The sequence below is a fragment of the Promicromonospora thailandica genome, assembly GCF_024171955.1.
GTDB classification, from domain to species: domain Bacteria; phylum Actinomycetota; class Actinomycetes; order Actinomycetales; family Cellulomonadaceae; genus Promicromonospora; species Promicromonospora thailandica.
This window is the reverse complement of record NZ_JAMTCS010000012.1, coordinates 147,411-168,192: the sequence shown is the minus strand read 5'-3', so window position 1 is coordinate 168,192 and position 20,782 is coordinate 147,411. Positions and strand designations below refer to the sequence as shown.

Annotated in this window: 19 protein-coding genes; 6 read left to right on the top strand and 13 right to left on the bottom strand. The window is 74.9% G+C overall.

Annotated features, from left to right (window positions below; translation table 11 throughout):
- The first annotated feature begins 36 nt into the window (after positions 1–36).
- The 3 genes from cofD to APR03_RS19235 are packed head-to-tail and all read left to right on the top strand — an operon-like array spanning position 37 to position 2,832.
- Entirely contained in the window at positions 37–972 is a 936-nt protein-coding gene (gene cofD, locus APR03_RS19245; RefSeq protein WP_253838244.1) for a 2-phospho-L-lactate transferase, read from the top strand.
- The gene (gene cofC, locus APR03_RS19240; protein ID WP_253838242.1) at positions 969–1,646 is read left to right on the top strand and encodes a 2-phospho-L-lactate guanylyltransferase; all 678 of its coding nucleotides are present in this window, start codon (positions 969–971) and stop codon (positions 1,644–1,646) included. The genes cofD and cofC overlap by 4 nt, the downstream gene beginning before the upstream one ends.
- Before the next feature lie 43 nt (positions 1,647–1,689).
- Positions 1,690–2,832: an FAD-dependent monooxygenase gene (locus APR03_RS19235; protein ID WP_253838240.1), complete on the top strand. Its 1,143-nt coding sequence runs from the start codon at positions 1,690–1,692 to the stop codon at positions 2,830–2,832.
- A 10-nt stretch (positions 2,833–2,842) separates the two neighbouring features.
- Here APR03_RS19235 and pdxR read toward each other — a convergent pair whose 3' ends face one another.
- The gene (gene pdxR / locus APR03_RS19230) at positions 2,843–4,306 is read right to left on the bottom strand and encodes a MocR-like pyridoxine biosynthesis transcription factor PdxR (protein ID WP_275977751.1); all 1,464 of its coding nucleotides are present in this window, start codon (positions 4,304–4,306) and stop codon (positions 2,843–2,845) included.
- Positions 4,307–4,397: 91 nt separating this feature from the next.
- Between pdxR and APR03_RS19225 the strand changes: the two genes are divergently transcribed.
- The gene (locus APR03_RS19225) at positions 4,398–5,381 is read left to right on the top strand and encodes an aldo/keto reductase (protein WP_253838238.1); all 984 of its coding nucleotides are present in this window, start codon (positions 4,398–4,400) and stop codon (positions 5,379–5,381) included.
- 4 nt (positions 5,382–5,385) lie between these two features.
- Here APR03_RS19225 and APR03_RS19220 read toward each other — a convergent pair whose 3' ends face one another.
- Positions 5,386–5,991 carry a nitroreductase family protein gene (locus APR03_RS19220; RefSeq protein WP_253838237.1) on the bottom strand — a complete coding sequence of 202 codons (606 nt, stop codon included), beginning with the start codon at positions 5,989–5,991 and terminating at the stop codon, positions 5,386–5,388.
- Between the two features lie 79 nt (positions 5,992–6,070).
- Here APR03_RS19220 and APR03_RS19215 point away from each other — a divergent pair, with 79 nt between their 5' ends.
- A complete protein-coding gene (locus tag APR03_RS19215) occupies positions 6,071–6,271 on the top strand; it encodes a hypothetical protein (RefSeq protein WP_253838236.1) in 201 nt (66 codons plus the stop codon).
- A 9-nt stretch (positions 6,272–6,280) separates the two neighbouring features.
- On the opposite strand, the gene APR03_RS19210 is transcribed toward APR03_RS19215, so the two are convergent.
- The 6 genes from APR03_RS19210 to APR03_RS19185 all read right to left on the bottom strand — a co-directional run bounded on the left by APR03_RS19210 (position 6,281) and on the right by APR03_RS19185 (position 14,732).
- Positions 6,281–7,594 carry a serine hydrolase domain-containing protein gene (locus APR03_RS19210; RefSeq protein ID WP_253838235.1) on the bottom strand — a complete coding sequence of 438 codons (1,314 nt, stop codon included), beginning with the start codon at positions 7,592–7,594 and terminating at the stop codon, positions 6,281–6,283.
- Between the two features lie 120 nt (positions 7,595–7,714).
- Positions 7,715–10,825 (bottom strand): FAD-binding and (Fe-S)-binding domain-containing protein, encoded by a 3,111-nt coding sequence (locus APR03_RS19205; RefSeq protein ID WP_253838395.1) that lies wholly within the window; start codon positions 10,823–10,825, stop codon positions 7,715–7,717.
- A 225-nt stretch (positions 10,826–11,050) separates the two neighbouring features.
- On the bottom strand, positions 11,051–11,494 hold the full coding sequence (locus APR03_RS19200) for an OsmC family peroxiredoxin (protein WP_253838234.1): 444 nt from the start codon (positions 11,492–11,494) through the stop codon (positions 11,051–11,053).
- Between the two features lie 88 nt (positions 11,495–11,582).
- Positions 11,583–12,428, bottom strand: coding sequence for a hypothetical protein (locus APR03_RS19195; RefSeq protein ID WP_253838233.1), 846 nt, complete (start codon positions 12,426–12,428; stop codon positions 11,583–11,585).
- A gap of 52 nt (positions 12,429–12,480) precedes the next feature.
- Positions 12,481–13,008 (bottom strand): RNA polymerase sigma factor, encoded by a 528-nt coding sequence (locus APR03_RS19190; protein WP_253838231.1) that lies wholly within the window; start codon positions 13,006–13,008, stop codon positions 12,481–12,483.
- 101 nt (positions 13,009–13,109) lie between these two features.
- Positions 13,110–14,732 carry a glycosyl hydrolase family 18 protein gene (locus APR03_RS19185; RefSeq protein WP_253838230.1) on the bottom strand — a complete coding sequence of 541 codons (1,623 nt, stop codon included), beginning with the start codon at positions 14,730–14,732 and terminating at the stop codon, positions 13,110–13,112.
- A 509-nt stretch (positions 14,733–15,241) separates the two neighbouring features.
- On the opposite strand from APR03_RS19185, the gene APR03_RS25330 reads away from it, so the two are divergent.
- Entirely contained in the window at positions 15,242–17,326 is a 2,085-nt protein-coding gene (locus APR03_RS25330) for a helix-turn-helix transcriptional regulator (protein ID WP_253838229.1), read from the top strand.
- 4 nt (positions 17,327–17,330) lie between these two features.
- On the opposite strand, the gene dtd is transcribed toward APR03_RS25330, so the two are convergent.
- Genes dtd through APR03_RS19155 form a run of 5 tightly spaced genes read right to left on the bottom strand, consistent with a single transcriptional unit; the run spans position 17,331 to position 20,510 of the window.
- Complete coding sequence (gene dtd, locus APR03_RS19175) at positions 17,331–17,756, bottom strand: D-aminoacyl-tRNA deacylase (protein WP_253838228.1); 426 nt, start codon at positions 17,754–17,756, stop codon at positions 17,331–17,333.
- On the bottom strand, positions 17,753–18,838 hold the full coding sequence (locus tag APR03_RS19170; protein WP_253838227.1) for an asparaginase: 1,086 nt from the start codon (positions 18,836–18,838) through the stop codon (positions 17,753–17,755). The genes dtd and APR03_RS19170 overlap by 4 nt, the downstream gene beginning before the upstream one ends.
- The gene (locus APR03_RS19165; RefSeq protein ID WP_253838226.1) at positions 18,832–19,167 is read right to left on the bottom strand and encodes a DUF2516 family protein; all 336 of its coding nucleotides are present in this window, start codon (positions 19,165–19,167) and stop codon (positions 18,832–18,834) included. Before APR03_RS19165 ends, APR03_RS19170 begins: the two co-directional genes overlap by 7 nt.
- A gap of 9 nt (positions 19,168–19,176) precedes the next feature.
- Positions 19,177–20,136: a permease prefix domain 1-containing protein gene (locus APR03_RS19160; protein WP_253838225.1), complete on the bottom strand. Its 960-nt coding sequence runs from the start codon at positions 20,134–20,136 to the stop codon at positions 19,177–19,179.
- Positions 20,133–20,510 carry a PadR family transcriptional regulator gene (locus APR03_RS19155; RefSeq protein ID WP_253838387.1) on the bottom strand — a complete coding sequence of 126 codons (378 nt, stop codon included), beginning with the start codon at positions 20,508–20,510 and terminating at the stop codon, positions 20,133–20,135. The genes APR03_RS19160 and APR03_RS19155 overlap by 4 nt, the downstream gene beginning before the upstream one ends.
- Positions 20,511–20,782 lie beyond the last annotated feature (272 nt).

Genomic DNA, 20,782 nt, shown 5'->3' with positions numbered 1-20,782 from the left:
CTCCACACGGCCCCGGCGCGCACGTAGGCTCGTCGCGTGAACGTCACCCTCCTCGCCGGCGGTGTCGGCGGTGCGCGCCTCGCGCACGGGCTCGATCTCGCGCTCGGCGCGACGTCCGGCGGCACGCCCGGGCTCACCGTCGTCGTGAACGTCGGCGACGACGTCGAGCTCCACGGCCTGGCCATCTCCCCCGACATCGACACCGTCCTCTACACCCTCGCCGGGCTGAACGACGAGGACCGCGGCTGGGGGCTGCGCGGCGAGTCGTACGCGACGCTCGCCGCGCTGAAGGACCTCGGCGAGGACACCTGGTTCACGCTCGGCGACCGCGACCTGGCCACGCACATCGTGCGCACGGCCCGGCTGCGCCGGGGCGAGCCGCTGTCCGCCGTGACCGCACACCTCGCCCGCGCGGCGGGCGTGCGGCCGCGCGTCCTGCCCGTGACCGACGACCGGCTGGCCACCCTCGTGGACACCCCGTCGGGCCGGCTCGGGTTCCAGGAGTACTTCGTGGGACGGCAGCACGCGGACGCCGTCCTGGGCCTGCACTTCGACGGCGCCGACGCCGCCCGCCCCGCCCCCGGCGTGCTCGACGCGCTGGCGGCCGACCTGGTGGTGCTCGCGCCGTCCAACCCGTTCCTGTCGATCGAGCCGCTGCTCGCGGTGCCGGGCGTGCGCGCGGCGCTGGCCGGTGCCCGCGGCCGCCGCGTGGCCGTCAGCCCCATCGTGGGCGGCCAGGCGATCAAGGGTCCGGCCGCACAGATCCTGGAGTCGCTGGGGCACGAGGTGTCGGCCCTGGGCGTCGCCCGGATCTACGCCGACCTGGTCGACGTGATGGTGATCGACGAGCGCGATGCCGCTCTCGCGGGCCCCGTGGCCGACCTCGGCCTCACGGTGCGCGTCACCGACACGATCATGGGCGGCCCGCCGGGCCGCGAGCGCCTGGCCCGCGAGCTGCTGGCCCTCGCGTGACCCGGCCCGGCGGCGCGACGGCGGTGGTGCCGCTGCGGGACGGCGTCTCCGGCAAGTCGCGGCTGGCCGCGGTGCTGGATCCCGGCGCGCGGCGCCGCCTGGTGCGGGTGCTGGCCCGGCACGTGGTCGGGACGCTGCTCGCCTCGGACGGCGTGGACGGGGTGGTCGTGGTGACGGCCGACCCGGCGTTCACGCGCGAGTCGCTGGCGGGGCTGGACGTCGAGGTGCTGGAGCAGCCGGTGGCACGGCCGGGCCTGAACGCCGCCCTGGAGCACGCGCGCGAGGTGCTCGCGGCGCGGGCGCCGTCGTCGGCCCGCCTGCTGGTGGCGCACGCCGACCTGCCCGCCCTGACCCGGGCGGACGTCATGGCGCTCCTGGCCGAGCCCGCCCCGGTGGTGATCGCGACGGACCGCAACCGCTCCGGCACCAACCTCCTCCTGGTCCCGCCCCCCTCGCCCGCCGGTCTCCCCTTCGAGACCGAGGTCGGGTTCCGGTTCCGGTTCGGCGTGGGATCGCTCGCGGCGCACCTCGTCGAGGCCGCGGCGGCCGGGCTGGACGCCTCCGTCGTGCACCGGCCCGGTACCGCCGTCGACCTCGACACGGCCGACGACTGGGCGGAGCTGCCTGCCGCGGTCCGGGCCGCCGTCGGCCGGGAAGTGCCCGGTCTGATGTAGTTTGCACGGTGTTGCGAGGTTCGTCTGCCCCCAGGGAGTCACCGTGAGCGCTGTGCAGGACGTCGGGATCGTCGGAGCGGGGGCCTCCGGGCTCGCCACCGCCATCCTGCTGGCCGAGGCCGGCACCACCGTGGTCGTGTACGAGGCCCAGCCCGACCTCGCCGCCCTGGGGTCCGGGATCACGCTGCAGGGCAACGCGCTGCGCGCGCTCGACCGGCTCGGGGTCTGGGAGCAGGTGCGCGGCCGGTCCTTCTCGTTCGACGTGACCGGCATCCGCGCGCCGGGGCCCGAGGCGCCCCTGGTCGCCGAGATGCCCGACAACGCGATGGGCGGCCCGGACTATCCCGCGACGGCGGGCATGTACCGCCCGGACCTGGCCGAGATCCTGCTGGCCCGCGCGCGCTCCGCGGGCGCGACGGTCCGGTTCGGCACCCGGGTCACGGCGCTGACCCAGGCCGACGACGCCGTCACGCTCACCCTCGCGACCGCCGGCGGCGCCGAGCAGGTGACCCACGGCCTCGTCGTCGGCGCGGACGGGCTCGGATCCACCGTGCGGGAGCTGATCGGCATCGGTACCCGGCCGGAGCCGAACGGCATGGGGATCTTCCGGGCGTTCGTGCGGCGCCCGGCGGGCGCCGACCACACGGAGCTCGTGTTCGGCGGGCCCTCGTACATCGCGGGCTTCTGCCCCACCGGCCCGGACACGATGTACGCCTACCTGGTCGAGGACAAGCAGGACCGGCAGGGCCTCACCGCCGCCGAGGGGTCCCGGATCATGGCCGAGAAGGCGCGTCCGTACGGCGCGCACTGGAACGACATCCGCGCCCAGCTCGAGCAGGGTGTCCAGCACGTGCACTACACGTGGTTCACGAGCCACCTGGTGCCCGCGCCGTGGAACCGGGGGCGCGTGGTGGTGATCGGCGACGCCGCCCACTCCTGCCCGCCCACCGTGGCGCAGGGCGCGGCCCAGGCGCTGGAGGACGCCGTGGTCCTGGGTGACGTGCTGACCCGGTACGACGCCCTCACCGACGACCTGTGGGCGGAGTTCCACGAGCGCCGGGTCCCGCGTGCGACCGCCGTCGTCGAGGCGTCGGACCAGATCGCGTCCTGGCTGCTCGCGCACGAGCGCGGCGACGTGCAGGGCCTGCACCGGACCATCTCGGACCTGGTCTCCCAGGAGCCGTGACGCCGCGGCGTCAGCGCGCCGCGAGGACCGCGGCCCGCAGGCCGCGCACCGCGGCCCCGACACGCGCGTCCGCCAGGTTCCCGTAGCCGACGACGAGCGTCGTCGACCGGGCCGGCGGCACCGCCTGGTACCGGCGGAGGTCGGCCACGGCGACCTCCCGCGCGGCCGCCTCCCGCACGACGGCGGCGGCGTCCGGCGGGTGCCCGCCGTCGAGCCGCACCCCGGCGAGGTCCACGGTCACGTGCATGCCCGCCGCGATGCCGCCCACCCGCGCGCCGGGCAGCGCCTCGTCGAGCGCGGCCAGCAGCGCGGCCCGGCGCCGGGAGTAGCGGGTGCGGGCCGCACGCAGGTGGCGCGCGTACGAGCCGTCGCCGAGGAACCGCGCGAGCGCGAGCTGGTCCACGGTCGCGGGCCCCGGGGAAGGGCCCCGACGCACGGACGCCTCCAGGACGGCGGCCCGCCACCGCTCGGGCACGGCCATCCAGCCGATGCCGAACGCGGGCGCCAGCGTCTTGCTCGTCGAGCCGAGCAGCAGCACCCGGTCCGGGTCCAGACCCTGCAGCGCGGGCACGGGCCGGCGGTCGTAGCGGAACTCGGCGTCGTAGTCGTCCTCGACCACCAGGCCGTCCACCTCCCGCGCCCAGTCGACGACGGCGGCACGGCGGTCGTCGGACAGCACCGCGCCCAGCGGGAACTGGTGCGCCGGCGTGAGCAGCACGGCGCGGGCGCCCGTCCGGGCGGCCGCGGCACGCAGCCGGTCGGCGGACACGCCGTCGTCGTCCACGGGGACGGGCACGGGGACCAGGCCGGCCGCGGCCGCGACGTCGCGCAGGGGCGCCCAGCTCGGGTCCTCGACGAGCAGGTGGGTGTGCCCGGCCGCGGCGAGCGCGACGGCGACGCGGGACATGCCGTCCGTCGCGCCGCGGGTCAGCACCACGGCGGCGTCGCCCCCGGCCACCACGCGCGCCCGGCGCAGGTGGGTCGCCACCGCCGTACGCGCCGCCGGGTGCCCGGCGGGCGGCTGACCGCCCAGGTCCTGGTTGGTGGCCCCCGCGAGCGCGTCGCGGACGGCGCGCACCCACGCCTCGCGGGGCACGTGCCGCAGGTCGGGCACGCCGGGTGCGAGGTCGTGCTCCGCCCGCCGGGGCGCCCGCTCGGGCCGGGGCGTCTCGGCGCGCCGGACGTCGGCGGCCGCACCGGCCCGGGCGGTGGCCGACACCCGCGTGGCCGCGCCCGTCCGGGCCTCGAGGATCCCCTTGCCCACGAGGTGCCCGTAGGTCTCGGTGACCACCCAGCGCGAGATGCCGAGGGCGTCCGCGAGCGCCCGGCTGGGCGGCAGCGCGGTGCCCGGCGCGAGGCGCCCGGAGACGATGCCCTCCAGCAGGGCGTCCTCCAGGCGGCGGCGCAGCGTGCCCAGCCCGGGCGCGAGGGCGACCAGCACGTCGGCGGCGGAATTGGTCTGGTCTGGCCCCATGCCATTGGACCGTAGCACCAGACCGATCTCGTCCTAGCGTGGTGCGGGCCGGGAGCGGGAGACACCCGCCGCACCGGCAGGAGGAGTGACCATGCAGTACCGCACGCTGGACAACGGGCACACGTCGTTCGAGGTGTCCGCCCTGTGCCTCGGCACCATGTACATGGGGACCCGCACCGACGAGGAGACGTCGTTCGCGATCCTCGACCGCTTCGTCGAGGCCGGGGGCACGTTCCTCGACACGGCGAACAACTACAACGCCTGGGTCGGAGGCTACGGCCGCGACTCGGAGGACGTCATCGGCCGCTGGCTCGCCGCGCGGGGCAACCGCGACGAGCTGCGGATCGCGACCAAGCTCGGCGCGGCGAAGAAGGACCCGGACCTGCCGCTGTCGACCACCCCACCCACCAACTACCAGGGCCTCGCGGCGTCGACCGTGGACGCCGAGGCGCGCGAGAGCCTGCGCCACCTGGGCACCGACCACGTCGACGTGCTCTACGGGCACGTCGACGACCGCGAGACGCCGCTCGAGGAGACGGTCGGCGCGTTCGGCAAGCTCGTCGACGAGGGCCTGGTGGGCATCCCGGGCATCTCCAACGTGGCCCTGTGGCGGCTCGTGGAGGCGCGGGAGACGGCGGCCCGGCTGGGCGTCGCCCCCTACGGCGCGGTGCAGCAGTGCCACAGCTACGTCTACCCGCGCCCGCAGCCGGTCCGCACCAGCTGGGCCACGCCGGAGCTGCTCGACTACGCGGCCTCGACCGGCACGGACGGGCGTCCCGGCCTCACCGTGCTGGCCTACTCGCCGCTGCACCAGGGGGTGTTCGTCCGGGACGACAAGCCGTTCTACGACGGCGCGGACCACGCCGGGTCGCGCGCCCGGGTCGCGGCGCTGCGCGCGGTGGCGGCCGAGCTGGGTGCCACGCCGAACCAGGTCGCGCTGGCGTGGCTCCTGGGCGGCGAGCACCCCGTGGTGCCCGTGTTCGGGGCGAGCAGCGTGGCGCAGCTCGACGAGGCGCTGGGCGCTCTCGACCTCGTGCTGGACGACGACGTGCGCGCCCGCCTCGACGCGGTGTGAGGGCTCACCACCCGCCGCGGCGCACGACCTCCTCGAGGGGCTTGCGCCGGCGGCGGGTGGGCGAGCCCTTCGCGCCGCCCTCCGCCGGGTGCCCGACGGCGACGACGCCCGTGATCTCGAACTCGTCCGGGATGCCGAGCTCGGCCCGCACGGCCGGCACCTGCGGCGGGGCCACACCGAAGAAGCACGCCCCCAGGCCCTCGTCGACGGCGGTCTGCAGCATGAGCAGCGACGCCATGCCGACGTCGACGTGCCAGAACGGGACCGGCCAGCGGGCCTCGTCGAGGTCCTCCCAGCCCTTGTCCTTCTCGGCGTACCGCCGCAGGTAGGCCGCCTTGGACGCCAGCGCCAGCACGAGCACCGGTGCCGTCCGCATCCCGTCGAGCCACGCCGCCATGTCGCGCTGCGAGGTGTCCGGCGTGGACGCCGCCCAGAACCGGTCCCGGTCCGCGGCGTCCTCCAGCACGACGAACGCCCAGCCCTGGCTGAACCCGGCGCTGGGCGCCCGCACGGCGTTGCGGGTGATCCGGTCGACGGCCTCCGCCGGTACGGGCTCGCCCGTGAACCGCCGGTGCATCCGCCGCCTGCGCACGACCTCCTGAAACTCCATGCGCACATTCTGCCCGCCACCCACCACCCACCCCCGCCGCCGGCCGCCGAACGTAGGGTTCGTCGGCTCATGGCGGGGCATGCGCCGACGAACCCTACGTTCGGCGTGGCACGAACGAAGTTGTGGCGGCGTCGCGGGTGAGGAGCTCGAGGCCGTCGGCGGGCAGATCCTCGTGGTCGAGGCGATGGTGCCCCACAAGTTCCGCACCCTCGGCGCGGACCTCTACGAGGCCGTCCACATCCACGCGAACGACCGGTTCGAGACCGAGTGGCTGGAGTGAGGTGGCCCGTCAGCAGGTCTCCTGCATGAGGAGCACCATCAGGTTCGTCGGGTCGTAGAGCGGCTCGTCGGTGTAGTACGGGTAGGCCAGGTCGCGGCCCGTGATGCCGATGGTGAGCTGCCGCTCGCCGTCGGGCGAGGCCAGGTTGATCGACTGCGTGCCGTACGAGGCGCCGTCGTGCCCGTAGAGCCACTCCCCGGGCAGGCAGGGGTCCGGCACGCGGTAGACGCCCAGGCCGTAGTCCGGGAACAGCTCCTGGTCCACCGTGCGCGGCTCGACCATGTCCGCGACCGTCTCCGCCGCCACGAGGCGTCCGGTCAGGAGCGCCTGGTTGAAGTCCGCGAGGTCCTCCGTGGTGCTGGTGACGGCTCCGGCGGAGGCGAACAGGCTCGGGTCCCAGTGGTCCAGGTCGTACCAGCCGGCGCCCTCGGGTCCCGTGTACGCCGCCTCGTGCAGGAACGGCCCCCACGCCCCCGGGTCGTCCGGGTAGGCGCTCTGCCGCATGCCCGCCGGGCCGAACACGCGGTGCCGCAGCAGGCTCTCGACGCTGCGTCCGGTGACCTCCTCCAGCATCATGCCGAGCACCACGTAGCCCGCGTTGGAGTAGGAGAAGCCCGCGCCCGGCTCGTTCGTCCACGGCGCCGACTGCAGCGCCTCGACGTGGTCGGCGTCGGTGACCTCCTGGCCCATCACTGCGAACACCTCGTCGAACGAGCTCGGGTCGGTGACCCGCGAGGCGAGGATCCAGTCCGTGGCGGTCGGGGCGCCCGAGCGGTGGCTCAGCAGCTGCTCGATGGTCACCCCCTCGGGCATGACCCCCGGCAGCACGTCGTCGACCGGGGTGTCGAGCGTCCAGGTGCCCTTCTCGACCTCCTGCATGACGAGCGTGGCCACCATCGGCTTGGTGTTGCTCGCCACCCGGAACCGGTCGTGCGTGCGCGCCGGCGCGCGCCCCTCGCGCTCCCGGGTCCCGGCGGCGCCGCTCCACGTGCCGGACGCCGTCTCCACGCGCGCCGTCACCGCGATCGCTCCGTCCGCCACCAGGTCCTCGAGGGCCGCGTCGAGCTCGGGACCGCCCGGCCTGCCGGGATGACCCGGACGGCCCGGCCCCTGCGCCAGGGTCCGGGCCTGGGCGAGGTCGCGCTGGGCCGTGCGGGCGGCGTCGGCCACCGTCGCGGACAGGGTCGCGTCCGGGGCGGTGACGGCCGCCGGGTCGGCGACGTCCGCCGCCTGGGCGGTGCCGGCCAGCGTCAGCGGGGCCGCCAGCGCCAGCGTCGTCCCCAGGGCGATCGTCGCCCGGCGCGTCGTGCGCGTGCGTTGCATGGGAGTCTCCTTCGTCTCGGCTGTGCTCCCATCCTGCTCGGCACGCCGGGCGAGCGGATCACCCGGCCGGCGGAACCGCCTCCCCCTGCCGGACGACAGTCCTCCGCCGCAGGTCGGGGGCTACAGCCGGTCCGCGATGACCTCCAGCAGCGACGTGCCCTCCACGCCCATCAGGTCGAGCGCCTGGGTGCGGCACGAGAAGCCGTCGGCCAGGTAGGTGGTGCCCGGCCCGGCCGCGCGGAGCGCGGGCAGCAGGGCGTTCTCCGCCACCGCCACCGACGTCTCGTAGTGCCCCTTCTGCATGCCGAAGTTGCCCGCCAGACCGCAGCAGCCCGCCAGCACCTCGATCTGCGCGCCGCCCTTCTCGAGCAGCGCCTGGTCGGCCTCGTAGCCCATCACCGAGTGCTGGTGGCAGTGCGGCTGCACCACCGCCGACACGTCGGCGAGCGAGGGCATCTCCCAGTCGGCGGGCACGTCGTCCGAGGTGAGCAGCTCCGCCGCCGTCCGCGTCATGCGCGCCACGGCCTGCGCCCGCGGGTCGTCCGGGAACAGGTCGAGCAGGTCCGAGCGCAGCACCGCGGTGCAGGACGGCTCCAGCCCCATGATCGGGATGCCGTTCACCGCGTACGGGCCGAGCACCTCCAGGAGCTTGAGGAGCCGCCGCCGCGCGCCGTCGAGCTGCCCGGTCGAGATCCAGGTGAGGCCGCAGCACGCCTGCTCGTCGGGCACGATCACGTCGAACCCGGCCGAGCTCAGCACCTTGAGCGCGGCCTGCGGCACGGTCGGCGACAGGGCGTCGCTGAACGAGTCCGTCCACAGGACCACCTTGGGCTTGGTCGCGAGCCGCGCGGCGGTCGCGCCCTCGCGCCCGGGGACGCCCAGCCCCTCCTCGGTCGTGACGGGCAGGCCGGGCACGCCGTGCGTCGCGCCGCCGCGCGCCCACCACTGCCGGAACGGCACCTCGGCGAACCGCGGCATCGAGCGCCGCGTGTCCATGCCCCCGGCCCACAGCACGGCCTTGCCGATCCACTTCACGCCCAGCAGGCCGTTGACCAGCTCGGGGACGGCGCCGGCGAGGCGCGCCCAGCGCGGCAGCCAGCCCAGGGCGTAGTGGTCGACGGGCCGCAGCTTGCCGCGGTAGGTGCGGTACAGCACCTCCGACTTGTACTGCGCCATGTCCACGCCGGCCGGGCAGTCGCTGGAGCACGCCTTGCACGACAGGCACAGGTCGAGCGACTCGCGCACCTCGGGCGCGGACAGCCCGCCGACGAGGGTGCCGTTGACCGCCTCCTGCAGCACGCGGGCGCGCCCGCGCGTCACATCCTTCTCGTCCTTGGTGGCCTGGTAGCTCGGGCACATGAAGCCGCCCGACGCCGACGTGTCGGCCCGGCACTTGCCCACGCCCACGCAGCGGTGCACCGCCGTGGTGAGGTCGTTGTGGTCGTGCGCGAAGGAGAAGCCCTCGTACCCGGCCTTGCGCCGCACACCGTGCCCGGTGCCCTTGCCCACCAGGGGCAGCTTCGTGCGCACGGGGGCCGCGGCGGGCCGGCGCAGGTCCGCGTCCACGGCGTTCGGCCGCACGACGACGCCCGGGTTGAGCAGGTCCTTCGGGTCGAACAGGGCCTTGAACCGCTCCATCAGCGCGATGGCCTCGGGCGAGTAGATCAGCGGCAGCAGCTCCGAGCGGGCGCGCCCGTCGCCGTGCTCGCCGGACAGCGACCCGCCGTAGCTCGCCACGAGCTCGGCCGCCTCGATCATGAAGGTGCGCAGCACCGAGCCCGACGCCTCCAGCGGGATGTCGATCCGCAGGTGCACGCAGCCGTCGCCGAAGTGCCCGTAGGGCAGGCCGTCCACGCCGTACCGGTCCATGAGGGCCTGGAGGTCGCGCAGGTACGGGCCCAGCTTCTCGGGCGGCACCGCCGAGTCCTCCCAGCCGGGCCACGCCTGCTCGCCCGCGGGCGTGCGGCCGGCGAGGCCCGCGCCGTCGGCCCGGATCTGCCACATCTTGGTGGCGTCGGGACCGGCGGGCAGCACCATCGAGTCGAGCGCGGTGGCCGCGGCGACGATCGCGTCCGCGCGGCCCAGGGCCTCGGCCTGCGACGAGCCGCCCACCTCGATCATGAGCCAGCCGGTGACGCCCGGGTCGTCCGCGCCGGGCAGCGGCGGCACCGAGGTCGCCCCCTTGGCCCGCCGCACGACGTCGACGAGCCGCGCGTCGAGCCCCTCGATCGCGAGCGGCTTGTGGTCCAGCAGGCGGGGGACGTCGTCCGCGGCCGTGGCCATGTCGGGGTAGCCGAGCACGACGAGCGTGGGCGCGCCGGGCGTCTCGACCAGGTCGAGCTCCGCCTCCAGGACGGTGACGAGCGTGCCCTCGGTGCCCACCAGGGCGCGGGCGAGGTGGGACCCGTTCTCGGGCAGCAGGTGCTCCAGCGAGTAGCCCGAGACCTGGCGCCCGAACCGCCCGAACTCCGTGCGGATCAGCGCGAGGTTCTCCCGGACCAGCTCCTTGAGGCCAGGCACGGCCGCGAAGTCCGGGTCGCCCGAGGCCGCGGTGAACCGCCGTCCGGTGCCGTCGACCACGTCGAGCGACACCACGTTGTCCGCCGTCCGTCCGTAGGCGACCGCGTGCGGGCCGCACGCGTTGTTGCCGATCATGCCGCCGAGGGTCGCGCGGTTCTGCGTGCTCGGGTCGGGTCCGAAGCGCAGGCCGTGCGGCTTCGCCGCGACCTGGAGGGTGGACATGACCGTGCCCGGCTGGACGCGGGCCGTGCCTCGCTCCGGGTCGACGTCCAGCACGCGGTTCAGGTGCCGGCCCAGGTCGAGCACGACACCGGGCCCCACGGAGTTGCCCGCCACCGACGTCCCCGCGCCCCGGGCCGTGACCGGCACGCCGAGTTCGCGCAGCACGCCGAGGGCCGCGACGACGTCGTCGGTGCTCTCCGGGAAGACGACAGCCTCGGGGACCACGCGGTAGTTGGACGCGTCCGTGGAGTACTCGGCGCGCCGGCGGGTGGTCGTGTCGACCGCGCCGTGCACCACCGTGCGCAGCGCGTCGGCGACGGCGTCGCGCGCGGCCGCGGCGGCGCTGTCGGCCTCCCGCAGCGCGGCCTTGCGCCGCTCCTCGCTCTCGGCCCGGCGGCGTTCGGCCTCCTGGGCCGCGCGGGCCTCCGCCTGCTCGCGGGCGGCGCGGGCCGCCTCCGCCGCGTCAGCGGTGTGGCCCTTGTCGTTCATGCCGTTCAGGGGTCGGGCGTCGTCGTGGGTCTGCGATGGCACTCCGCGATTCTCGCACCACGGGCCCGCAGATCGCGTCAGATCCCACTCCCCGGTCCTGCCGAAGTAGAACTGCAGCGAAGTAGAACCGCAGCGAGATAGAACCTGGGCAGGTGCTGTGGTTCTACTTCGCTGTGGTTCTACTTCGCTGTGGTTCTACTTCGCTGCGGTTCTACTTCGGCGGGGTCAGCCCTCGAAGGTGACGTCCAGCGTGATCTGTCCCACGCCCGTCAGCGCCTTCGAGATGGGGCAGCCGACCTTGGCGGCCTCGGCGGCGGCCTTGAAGCCCGCCTCGTCGATGCCGGACGCGTAGCCGCGCACCGTCAGCGCGCTCTTGCTGATGTAGAGGCCACCGGCCGGGTCCGGGCCGAGGGTCACCTCGGCGGTGACCTCGATCTGCTCGGGCGTGGCGCCCGCGGTGCCCAGCTCGTTGGTGAACGCCATCGTGAAGCACGACGAGTGCGACGCGGCGAGCAGCTCCTCCGGGCTGGTGACGCCGTTCGCCTCCTCGGCGGCCCGCGCCGGGAAGGACACGTCGTACGTGCCGACGCCCGACGACGACAGCTCGACCTGGCCCGACCCCTCCTTGAAGGTGCCGTTCCAGGCGGTACGAGCGGTACGTGCTGGCATGGTGAGCTCCTTGAATCGCGATGTGACCTCGATGAGTCCCTGCTCGCCCGACCCTACGACGCCCGCAGGGCGGTCGCGTCACGGTCGCTCACGGCGCGAAGTCGAGCAGCTCCTCGTCCACGGCGATCACGGTCCAGGCGCTGCCCTCGGCGTCGGCGAGGCGGTACGCGGGCACCACCAGCACGGTGCCGTCGGGCAGGGTGTGGCGCGCCTCGGTGCGGGTCGCCGAGACGACTGTCACGTCCTGCACCGGCCACGCGATCGCCCCGCCCGGCACGGGCGCGCCGCCGGACGACGCCCCGTCGTCGGGCCGCGGGCCCAGCACCGACCCGGCGAACCGCGGGTCGCCCAGGCGTTCGACTGCCGCGACCTCGCTGATCACCGGGTAGCTGCCGAGGCTCTCGGACGTGCCGTCGACGCGCACCTCGCCCGTGCCCGGCGTGTCCGACAGCCCGACGCCCGCGTGGAACACGACGCCGGTCGGCTCCGGCAGGTCGCCGGCCGCGCCGCGCGGCCCCACGTCGCTCTCGGGCGCGCCGAGCACGGACGGCTGGTCGGCCGTGTCCTCGCTGCCCGTGTCGCCGACGCTCTCGGACGCGGGCGCCGCACCCGAGTCCGCGGCGGACGGGCCCAGGCCCGCCTCGCCGGCCAGGTACCCGCCGCCGCCCACGACGACCACGCCCGCCACGGCCGCGGCGACGAGCCACGACGAACGACGCCGGTGCCGCCGCACGGCCAGCTCGTCCCGTGCCGGACGGTCCGCGGGGCCCGGCGTCGTGCGCGGTGCCGGCTCCGGGCGGTCCTCCGCCCGCGCGATCAGCGCGTCCACCTTGGCCCGGAGGACGCCCTCGACCGGTTCCGGCGCCTGCCGCGCCGGGTCCGCCGCCGCCAGGCGGTCGAACGCCGGGTCCCCCGGCCGCTCGTGCTCGTTCATCGCCGTCCCTCCGTGCTGGTCCCGCTCCCGCTGCCCCACCCCGTACATGTGCTCATGCGTCCACCGCTTGCTCGTGGGCGTCCCAGGCGTCGCGCAGCCGGGCGCGCGCCCGGGACAGCGCGGCGTCGGCCCCGCCGCGGGAGACGCCGAGCACCTCGGCGAGGTCGTCGCCCGACAGCCCGTCCCAGGCGACCAGCAGCAGGATGCGCCGGTCGCGCGCGGACAGGCGGGCGAGCACGCTGCGGACGGCGTCGTCCGTGGTGGCGAGCAGCGCGGGGTCGACGTCGTCCGGCTCGTCCGGGACGACGGCCACCGGCAGCGCCCGCATCTTGCGCCGGTGGTTGGCGAGCACGTACCCGGCGGTGCGGTACAGCCAGGGCAGCTCGGCGCCGTCCGGGACGTCGTCCCTGCGGCGCCACGCGGTGGCGAGCACCTCGGCGGCGAGGTCCTCGGCGTCGGAGGCGCGGCCGCCGTCGGGCAGCCGCCGCACGAAGTAGGCGTAGAGGGCGCGCGAGTGCGCGTCGAAGAGCGCGCTGAACCACTCCTCGTCGTGCGAGGCGGCGCCGGGGCTGAGGTCCACGCCCTTACTCTGTCGCGATCCGGCCCGCCCTTGCACGACGACGCCGAGGTAGTCGTCCTCGCCGGACGACTACCTCGGCGTTCACCTCGGCGGTGCGGGGGTCAGCAGGCTCCCAGGTCCTGCCAGACGCCCCACTCACCCGTGGTGCCGGGGGTCTCGCCCTGCGTCCACCACTTGGCGCGCCACTCGTGGCCGCCGTGCGAGACGGTGTTGCCGCCCACGTAGATCGCCGTCGCGCTCCACGCGGCCGAGGCGCACTGCTCGTCCGGCGGGTCGGTCGGGTCGGTCGGGTCGGTCGGGTCGGTCGGGTCCGTGGGGTCGGTCGGGTCCGTCGGGTCGCCGCCCTCCACCGGGCCCGGCGTCCCGGAGCCGAGCACGTTCCAGAGCGCGCCGGTCAGCGCACCGGACCGGTCACCCGACAGGTCCCACCACATGGCCCCGCCGAGGCCCTGCGACCGGATGTACTCGGCCTTCTTGGTGACCGACTGGTTGTTGTCGTACGACCACCAGGTGTTCCCGTCGTGGCGCCACGCCGCGCCCAGGTTCGCGTCGTAGTACCCGGTGCCGACGTTCTTGATGACGTCGTAGTCGTTGATGCCCGCCTCCCACTGGCCGGGCGCGGCCCCGGTCGCGGTGCCCCAAGCGGACGACGACGGCGCCCCGGACCAGCCACGCCCGTACATCGCGAGGCCGAGCCCGAGCTGTGCGGGGTCGATCCCGGCGTCGACGTACTCCTGGACCGCGAGGTCCACGCTGAACTGCCGCGCGGCCTCCCGCGGGTCGGCGGGGTCGTGGTACAGGTTGCCCTGGTGGCCCGTGAGGGCCGCGTCCCAGGCGCCGTGCAGGTCGTAGCCCTGCACGTTGCCGAAGTCGAGCGACTCGAAGATCTCCGGGTCGTTCCAGCCGCCGTCCTCGATGTCGGCGGGGTTGGCGGGCAGGAAGGCCGACAGCTCGTAGTGCTTGCCGGTCTCACGGCCGACGGCGTCGAGCTGCTCGCGGAACTCGGCGAGCAGGAGCTTGAAGTTGCGCGCGTCGTTCGCCTCGTCGACGTGGTTGCCCTCGTTGCCGTTCTGCGAGCCGGGCCACTCCCAGTCGATGTCGAAGCCGTCGAAGACGCCGGCCGCCGAGCCGGGGCCCCCGCGGCCGTCGATCACGGGCAGGTTGCCCTTGATGAACATGTTCACGCAGCTCGACACGAACTTCTCGCGCGAGGCGTCGGTGGCTGCGGCGAGCGAGAAGTTCTTGGACCAGGTCCAGCCGCCGATCGACATCATGACCTTGAGGTCGGGGTGCTTGGCCTTGAGCTGCTTGAGCTGGTTGAAGGAGCCGGCCAGGGGCTGGTCCCAGGTGTCGGCGGCGCCGGAGACCGAGTTGGCCGCCGTGTAGCCCATGCCGTAGTCGGCCCAGGCGTCGCCCGCGCCGTCCGAGCCGTTGGGGCCTGGGCTCTGCGCCTTGTTGGCCTCGAAGCACTCGAGGTTCTGGTGGTGGATGTTCGCGAAGGCGTAGTTGATGTGGGTCAGCTCGTCGGCGACGCCGGACGTGTCGATCTGCTTGACCTGGTAGCCGCGCCCGTACACGCCCCACTGGGCGAAGTAGCCGACGCTGCGGAAACCGTTGATGGCGGAGGTGCTCACGCCGGCCGAGGTCTCGGCCTCCGCCGCGTTGGCGGCGAGCAGGCCGGCGCCGGCCACGGCGGTGGAGGCCGCCACGGCGAACGCGGCCACGCCCGCGAGGATTCGTCGGCCCGTTCTGCTGATTCCTGACGGCGGTTCGTACGTCGAGTCCATCGTCTTCCCTCTCTGATCCGGCACCGGACCGGTCTCCGGCGCCGGTGGGTCACCTTCCGTTAAAAGTAAGGAAACCTGCGTTAACGGGAAATAAGGGGATTCCACACGGTGGGACTACGTAGTGGAACCCTGGGAAGTGCGCGGTCTTGTTTCGGACTGAAACCTTCACCACCGAAACAACCTCGTGCGGTATCACGTACCTCGCGCGACGCGGCGGGGCAGGATCGCACGTCAGGCGCCCCATCGCACCAAAAGTCGTGCCCTCAGGTTGATGCGGGTGAAACGTCTGGAGGTCATACTTGCGAGCACCGTGAACGAATCCGGGAGGCTCGACGATGACCGCGCTGCCGCAGCAAGTCGCTTTTCCGCTCGCACTCGGTGACCGCACCGTGGCGCCCCACGTCGCGTGCGAGCTCAGCCGGGTGGTGGGTGACGAACCTGGATGTGTGGACCAGACGGCACGGATGCTCGACGACGAGCACCTGCTCGGGACGGCGCTGATGCCGGACCCGCTCCCCGCCGCGCGCGCCGTCCGCGAGGCGGTCGGCCCGCTGGGTCTCGACGACGAGGCCCGGCGGGTGCTGCTCGTCGCGGCGGTGGCCGTGGTGGACCGCACCGATGTCCTGCTCGCCGCGTCGGGCACCGACATCGACACCCTGATGGCCGGGCCGGCCGGCCGGCACCTGCACCTGGTGGGTGGCCGCTTCCGCTTCCACCATCCGCGCATCCGCTCGGTGGTCCACGAGGACGCCGACCTCGCCACCCGCACCGCGGCGCACGTAGCGCTCGCCGACGTGCACCGCAAGGCCGACGAACCGCTCGTCGCCATGTGGCACACCGCCCTCAGCACGCTCGCCGGCGACCCGCTCCTCGCCGACGGCCTGGTCGAGCTGGCCGAGCAGCACCTCGCCCGCGGTGACGTGCACCGCGCGCACGAGGTGGCCCGCGAGGCCGCGAGCCACGGCACCGGCCGCGTGCGCGCCCGCGCCTTCGCCGTGGCGGGGCGGGCCGCCCTGTGGGCAGGGCACGTGCACGACGCCGTCGCGCACCTCCGCCGAGCCACCCACCCGTCCGACCCGATGTCCGACAGTGAGACGGGCGGCGCCGGCGCGCCCGACGCCGCCCGCCCCCTGGGCATCGCTCTCGCGCTCCTGGAGGGGCGGCCCGACGCCGTGCTGCCCGACGACGCGAGCGGGCCCGACCGGGCGGCGATCACCGCGGCCCGCCGCACGATCCGGCTGCTCGACGGCGCGCCCGCCGACGCCGCCGCGCTCCTGTCCGAGGTGGCCGAGCTGGCCCCCGCCCGCCCGGCCGGCCGCTGGTTCGACGGCCCCGACGAGGCGATGACGCCCCTGGCGGAGGCCCACCTGCGCGTCGCGCAGTCGTACCTCGCGCTGCGCCTCGGCGACATCACCGGAGCCGCGTCCGTGCTCGACGACGCCGTCGAGCGGCTGCCGGTCGCCCTCGCGTTCGGGGGGCTCGGCATCGCGCTGGCCCGCCGCCTGGACCTGGTGCGGGACGGGCACCTGACCCGCGCGACCGCCGCGCTGGAGGCCTCCGTACCGGGTCAGGTCTCGCCCGTCGTCCGGGCGGCGACGCTCGGCGACCGCGCCCAGAGCGCCGTCTTCGCCGGGCGCTGGGTCGAGGCCGCCACCCTGCTCGGCCTGGCCGCCGAGCGCGGCGGCGACGAGCTGCGCCGCCTCTGGCTGCCCACGCCCGACCCGGTGGAGCTGCTCGTGCTCGCCGGGCAGGACCGGGCGGCCCGGCGCTCCCACGACCGGCTGCGCCTGCGGGTGCTGCCGTCCGTGGCGCCCGACCAGGGCGCTGCCCACCCCGTCGTCACCGCGGGGACGGCGCCGACCGCGAGCGGCAGCCTGCCCGGGGGCGCGGGGCTCGCGGGCGGGCCGATCCGCCGGCGCCGGCTCGACCTGGCGCGCGCCGAGCTCGCCCTGGCCGACGCGTCCGGCGTCAACCGGGCTCGCGAGCGCGCGGTGGAGGCCTCGCTCCGGGTGGGCTCGACGTTCGAACGGGGCCTCACCGAGCTGGTCGCCGCGCGGGCCTTCGCCCGGCTCGGCCTGCCGGGCGACGCCGCGGCGCACCTGCTGGGCGCGCACGAGCTGTTCCAGGAGTCGGGCGCGAAGGCCTGGGAGCACGTCGCGGAGCAGGCGCTCAAGGCCCCGGGCCTCGCACCGGCACCCCGGGGCCCCGCGAGCGCACCGGTGCGGCCCGGTCCCGCCGGCGCGGCGGGGGCCCCGGTGGACGCGCGCCCCACTGGCCCGGGTCCGGCGGACATCCCGGGCGAGACGTCGCCCGGCGTCGGGCAGGAGGAGCTGTGCGGGCAGTGGGACGGCCTGCTCACCGAGCGCGAGCTCGACGTGGCCCGGCTGGTGGTGCAGGGACGCACCAACCGGCAGGTGGCCGCGAGCCTCTACGTGTCCGTGCGCACCGTCGAGGTGCACCTGGGGCGCGTGTTCCGCAAACTCGGGGTGCGCTCGCGCACGGAGCTGGCGGTGCTGGCGCTGCGGGGGTAGGCCCTCAGGCCTCGAGCAGGATGGTCACCGGACCGTCGCCCGTCAGCTCCACCTGCATGTCGGCGCCGAACCGCCCGGTCTCGACCGTCAGGCCGCGCTCGCGCAGCGCGGCGACGACGGCGTCGACCAGTGGTTCGGCGACCGGCCCGGGAGCCGCCTGGTTCCAGGTGGGCCGGCGGCCCTTACGGGCATCGCCGTAGAGCGTGAACTGGCTGACGACGAGCACGGGCGCGCCGACGTCGGCCACCGACCGCTCGTCGTGCAGGATGCGCAGCTCGGCGATCTTGCGGGCGATGGTCTCGACCTGGGCGGGCCCGTCGTCGTGCGTGACGCCCACGAGGGCCAGGATGCCGGGCTTGTCGATCGCGCCGACCACCTCGCCGTCGACCACCACCGACGCCCGGGTGACCCGCTGCAGCACGGCCCTCATCGGCGACCCTCGGCGTACGCGTCGGCGAAGACGGCCCGCACCTCGCCCACCGGGCGGCCACCGCCGAGCACGGGCACCCGGCCCAGGCCGTCCAGCCCGCCCGGGTACACGCCCGGCAGGCCGGCCGCACCGGCCGCGCGCAGCGCCGCGGCCAGGATGGCCGGACGCGCGCGGGCGGACCCGTCGAGCACCTTGAACGCGAGGGCGGAGCCGTCGGGCAGACCGGCGGCGTAGACGCCCTCCGCGCCGTCCTTCGCGATCAGCCCGGGCACGGCCTGCATGGCGAGCGTGACGTCGCGGCCCGTGCCGCCCACCATCTCCGGGTGCGCGGAGACCGCCCGGGCGACGCGCGCCTCGTGCGAGCGGACGTCGACGGTCGGCGCGGCGCCCAGCGTCGAGAAGGCGCGCGCCAACCCCAGCAGGGTCGTGGAGAACAGGGGCGCGCCGCAGCCGTCGACGGTGGTGTGCATGACCACCTCGGCGTCGCCCGTCATCTCGAGCACCGCGCCGCGGACCGCCCGCTGCAGCGGGTGCTCGGGCGACAGGTAGGTCTCGATGTCCCAGCCCTGCACCAGGCAGGTCGCAAGCATCGCGGCGTGCTTGCCCGAGCAGTTCTGCGTGAGCGACGACGGGCCCGGGCCGCCCACGAGCGGCGCCACGTGCCAGTCGAGCGCGGCCGGCGGGTGCAGCGGCAGGTCGGGCGTGTTCTGCAGCGCCTCGACACCCAGCCCCACCGACGCCAAGATCTGCAGCACGCCCTCGAGGTGGAACCGTTCGCCGTTGTGGCTCGCGGACGCGAGCGCCAGCAGACGGTCCGGCAGCTCGAGGCCCGCCCGCAGCATCGCGAGGAGCTGCACCGGCTTGAGGGACGAGCGAGGCCAGATCGGGGTGGTCGGGTTGCCCACCTGGAGCACGGGCCGGCCCGCCGGGTCGAGCACCACGAGGTGCCCCAGGTGCACGGACTCGACGAGGTCGCCGCGGATCACCTCGGCCAGGGGCGCGGCGTCGTGGAGCACGCTGCCCGACGCCGTGCTGCCGCCGCGCACCGCCCGGCCGGCGGCGGCCGCGTCCGCGGTCACCATCCGCCCTGCGGGCCGCGCGGCTTCTTGCGCGTGCCGTACGACTGCAGGCGGGGCCGCAGGTTGACCCAGTAGATGATGGCGGGAGCGACCGCGATGATGTTCAGGAAGGACCCGAACATGAACCCGCCCTGGAGCCAGCCCTGCGGGAGCCCGAGGAAGCCGAGGGCCGCCGCGACCCCCAGGATCGCCAGCCACCCGGCCTTCGGAACGCGCCCCTCGGCCCGGTAGCCGCTGTCCGGCCGGCGCGCGGCGTCGACCAGTGCGACCACCTGCACCACGAAGACCACGAGCGCGAGCGCGGCCATGACGAACCACTGCAAGATTCCCACGGCGCGAGCCTACGGCACGGGTCGGACGCGCTGCTCACCGCCGTGGACCGGCCTGCCGAACAGCATCCTGGCCAGCACGAGCATGAAGGTCGCGACGCCGAGCAGCACCGGGAGCAGGGCCCAGAGCCAGCCCACCGTGGAGCCGACGGCGAGGAACGCCGCGGCCGTGACGCCCCAGATGACGACCGTGTAGATGCCGAACCGGGCGGCCGTCTCGGGCTCCCGCTCGAAGCGGTCGGCGGCCCGGGCGTGCTCCCGCTCGAGCTCGAGCAGCCACGGCTTGCGGCGGTTGGTCTGGGTGGCGAGCAGGTAGGCGAGCCAGGCGCCGCCGGCGACGAGGAGGGGCACACCCACGGCGAGCGCGCTGAACGGGCGTCCGATCAGCAGGCCGGCCTCCACCCCGGCGACGACCCCGGTGACCAGCACCGCCGTCGCCGCGCCGTATGCGAGCGCCCGGCGTCGGGGCATGCCGTACCGCGCCGGGGTCTCGCGCTCGAGCGACGCCCCGACGATCCAGCCGACCGCCGGACCGGCCAGGAAGAGCGCTGCCGCCGCAGGGAGGTACAGCGCGTCGGCCTCCCCCGCCAGCAGCGCGATCACCGACACGATCGGCAGCACCGCGAGCAGCAGCACCACCACGGCCGCGATCATCCCCAGCATGTACCGGCGCTGCACCGGTACACGCTGTCCGGCGGCCGCGGCGGCGGCGTTCGACACCGCGGCCGTCGGCGTCGCCGGTGCCAGGGTCCCGCCGTCCGCCGTCGCGTCCGTGACCAGCGCCCGCACGTCGCCGAGCTCGTCGACGGCCCGCTGGGCGGCGTCGTCCGGCGCCACGCCGGCCGCCGTCAGCTCGGCCACCCGGTCGAGGAGGTTGGCGCGGATCTCCTCCTTGAGGTCCTGCACGTCGGGCGTGACCGCGATGCCGGCGAAGGCGTCGTCGAGCAGCCGGTGCACCGAGATGTTCGTCATCGTGAGCCTTTCAGGTCGAGGAGGGAGTCGATCGTGCTCCGCGTGACCACCCACGCGTCCACGTTGCGCCGGTAGACGGCCCGGCCCGCGTCGGTGATGCGGTAGTACTTGCGGCGCCCGCCCTGGGACTCGTCGCCCCAGTAGGCCTCGACCAGGCCGTCCTTCACGAGCCGCCGGTAGGCCGCGTAGAGCGTGGCCTCCTTGATCTCGTAGTCGCCGCCGGTCGCGTCGCGGATCGCCTTGTAGATCTCGAACCCGTAGCGGTCCCGCGCACGCAGCACGCCGAGCACGATCGTGTCGGTGTGGCCGCGCAGCAGGTCGGCGGCGAAGGCGTCCGCCCCGCCGGCCGACGCCGGTTCGCTCGCTCGTTGCATCACGACAGGTACTGTATCTGATCAACTACTAGACGACAACAGCCCGTTGTCTCGTGCTGCTGACGCCCCCGCCGACTGCAGACTTCCTGACATCGAGCCCGCCGACTGCAGACTTTGCCTCGGCAGACAGCCCGGCATCCGCAAGGAACACTGCAGTCGACCGTCCGACGTCAGGAAGTCTGCAGTCGACCACGGCCAGCGGCGGCGCAGCTGACGTCGACGGCGCTCGGCAGCGGTCGGCGGCAGTCGACTGCAGACTTTGCCTCGGCCGA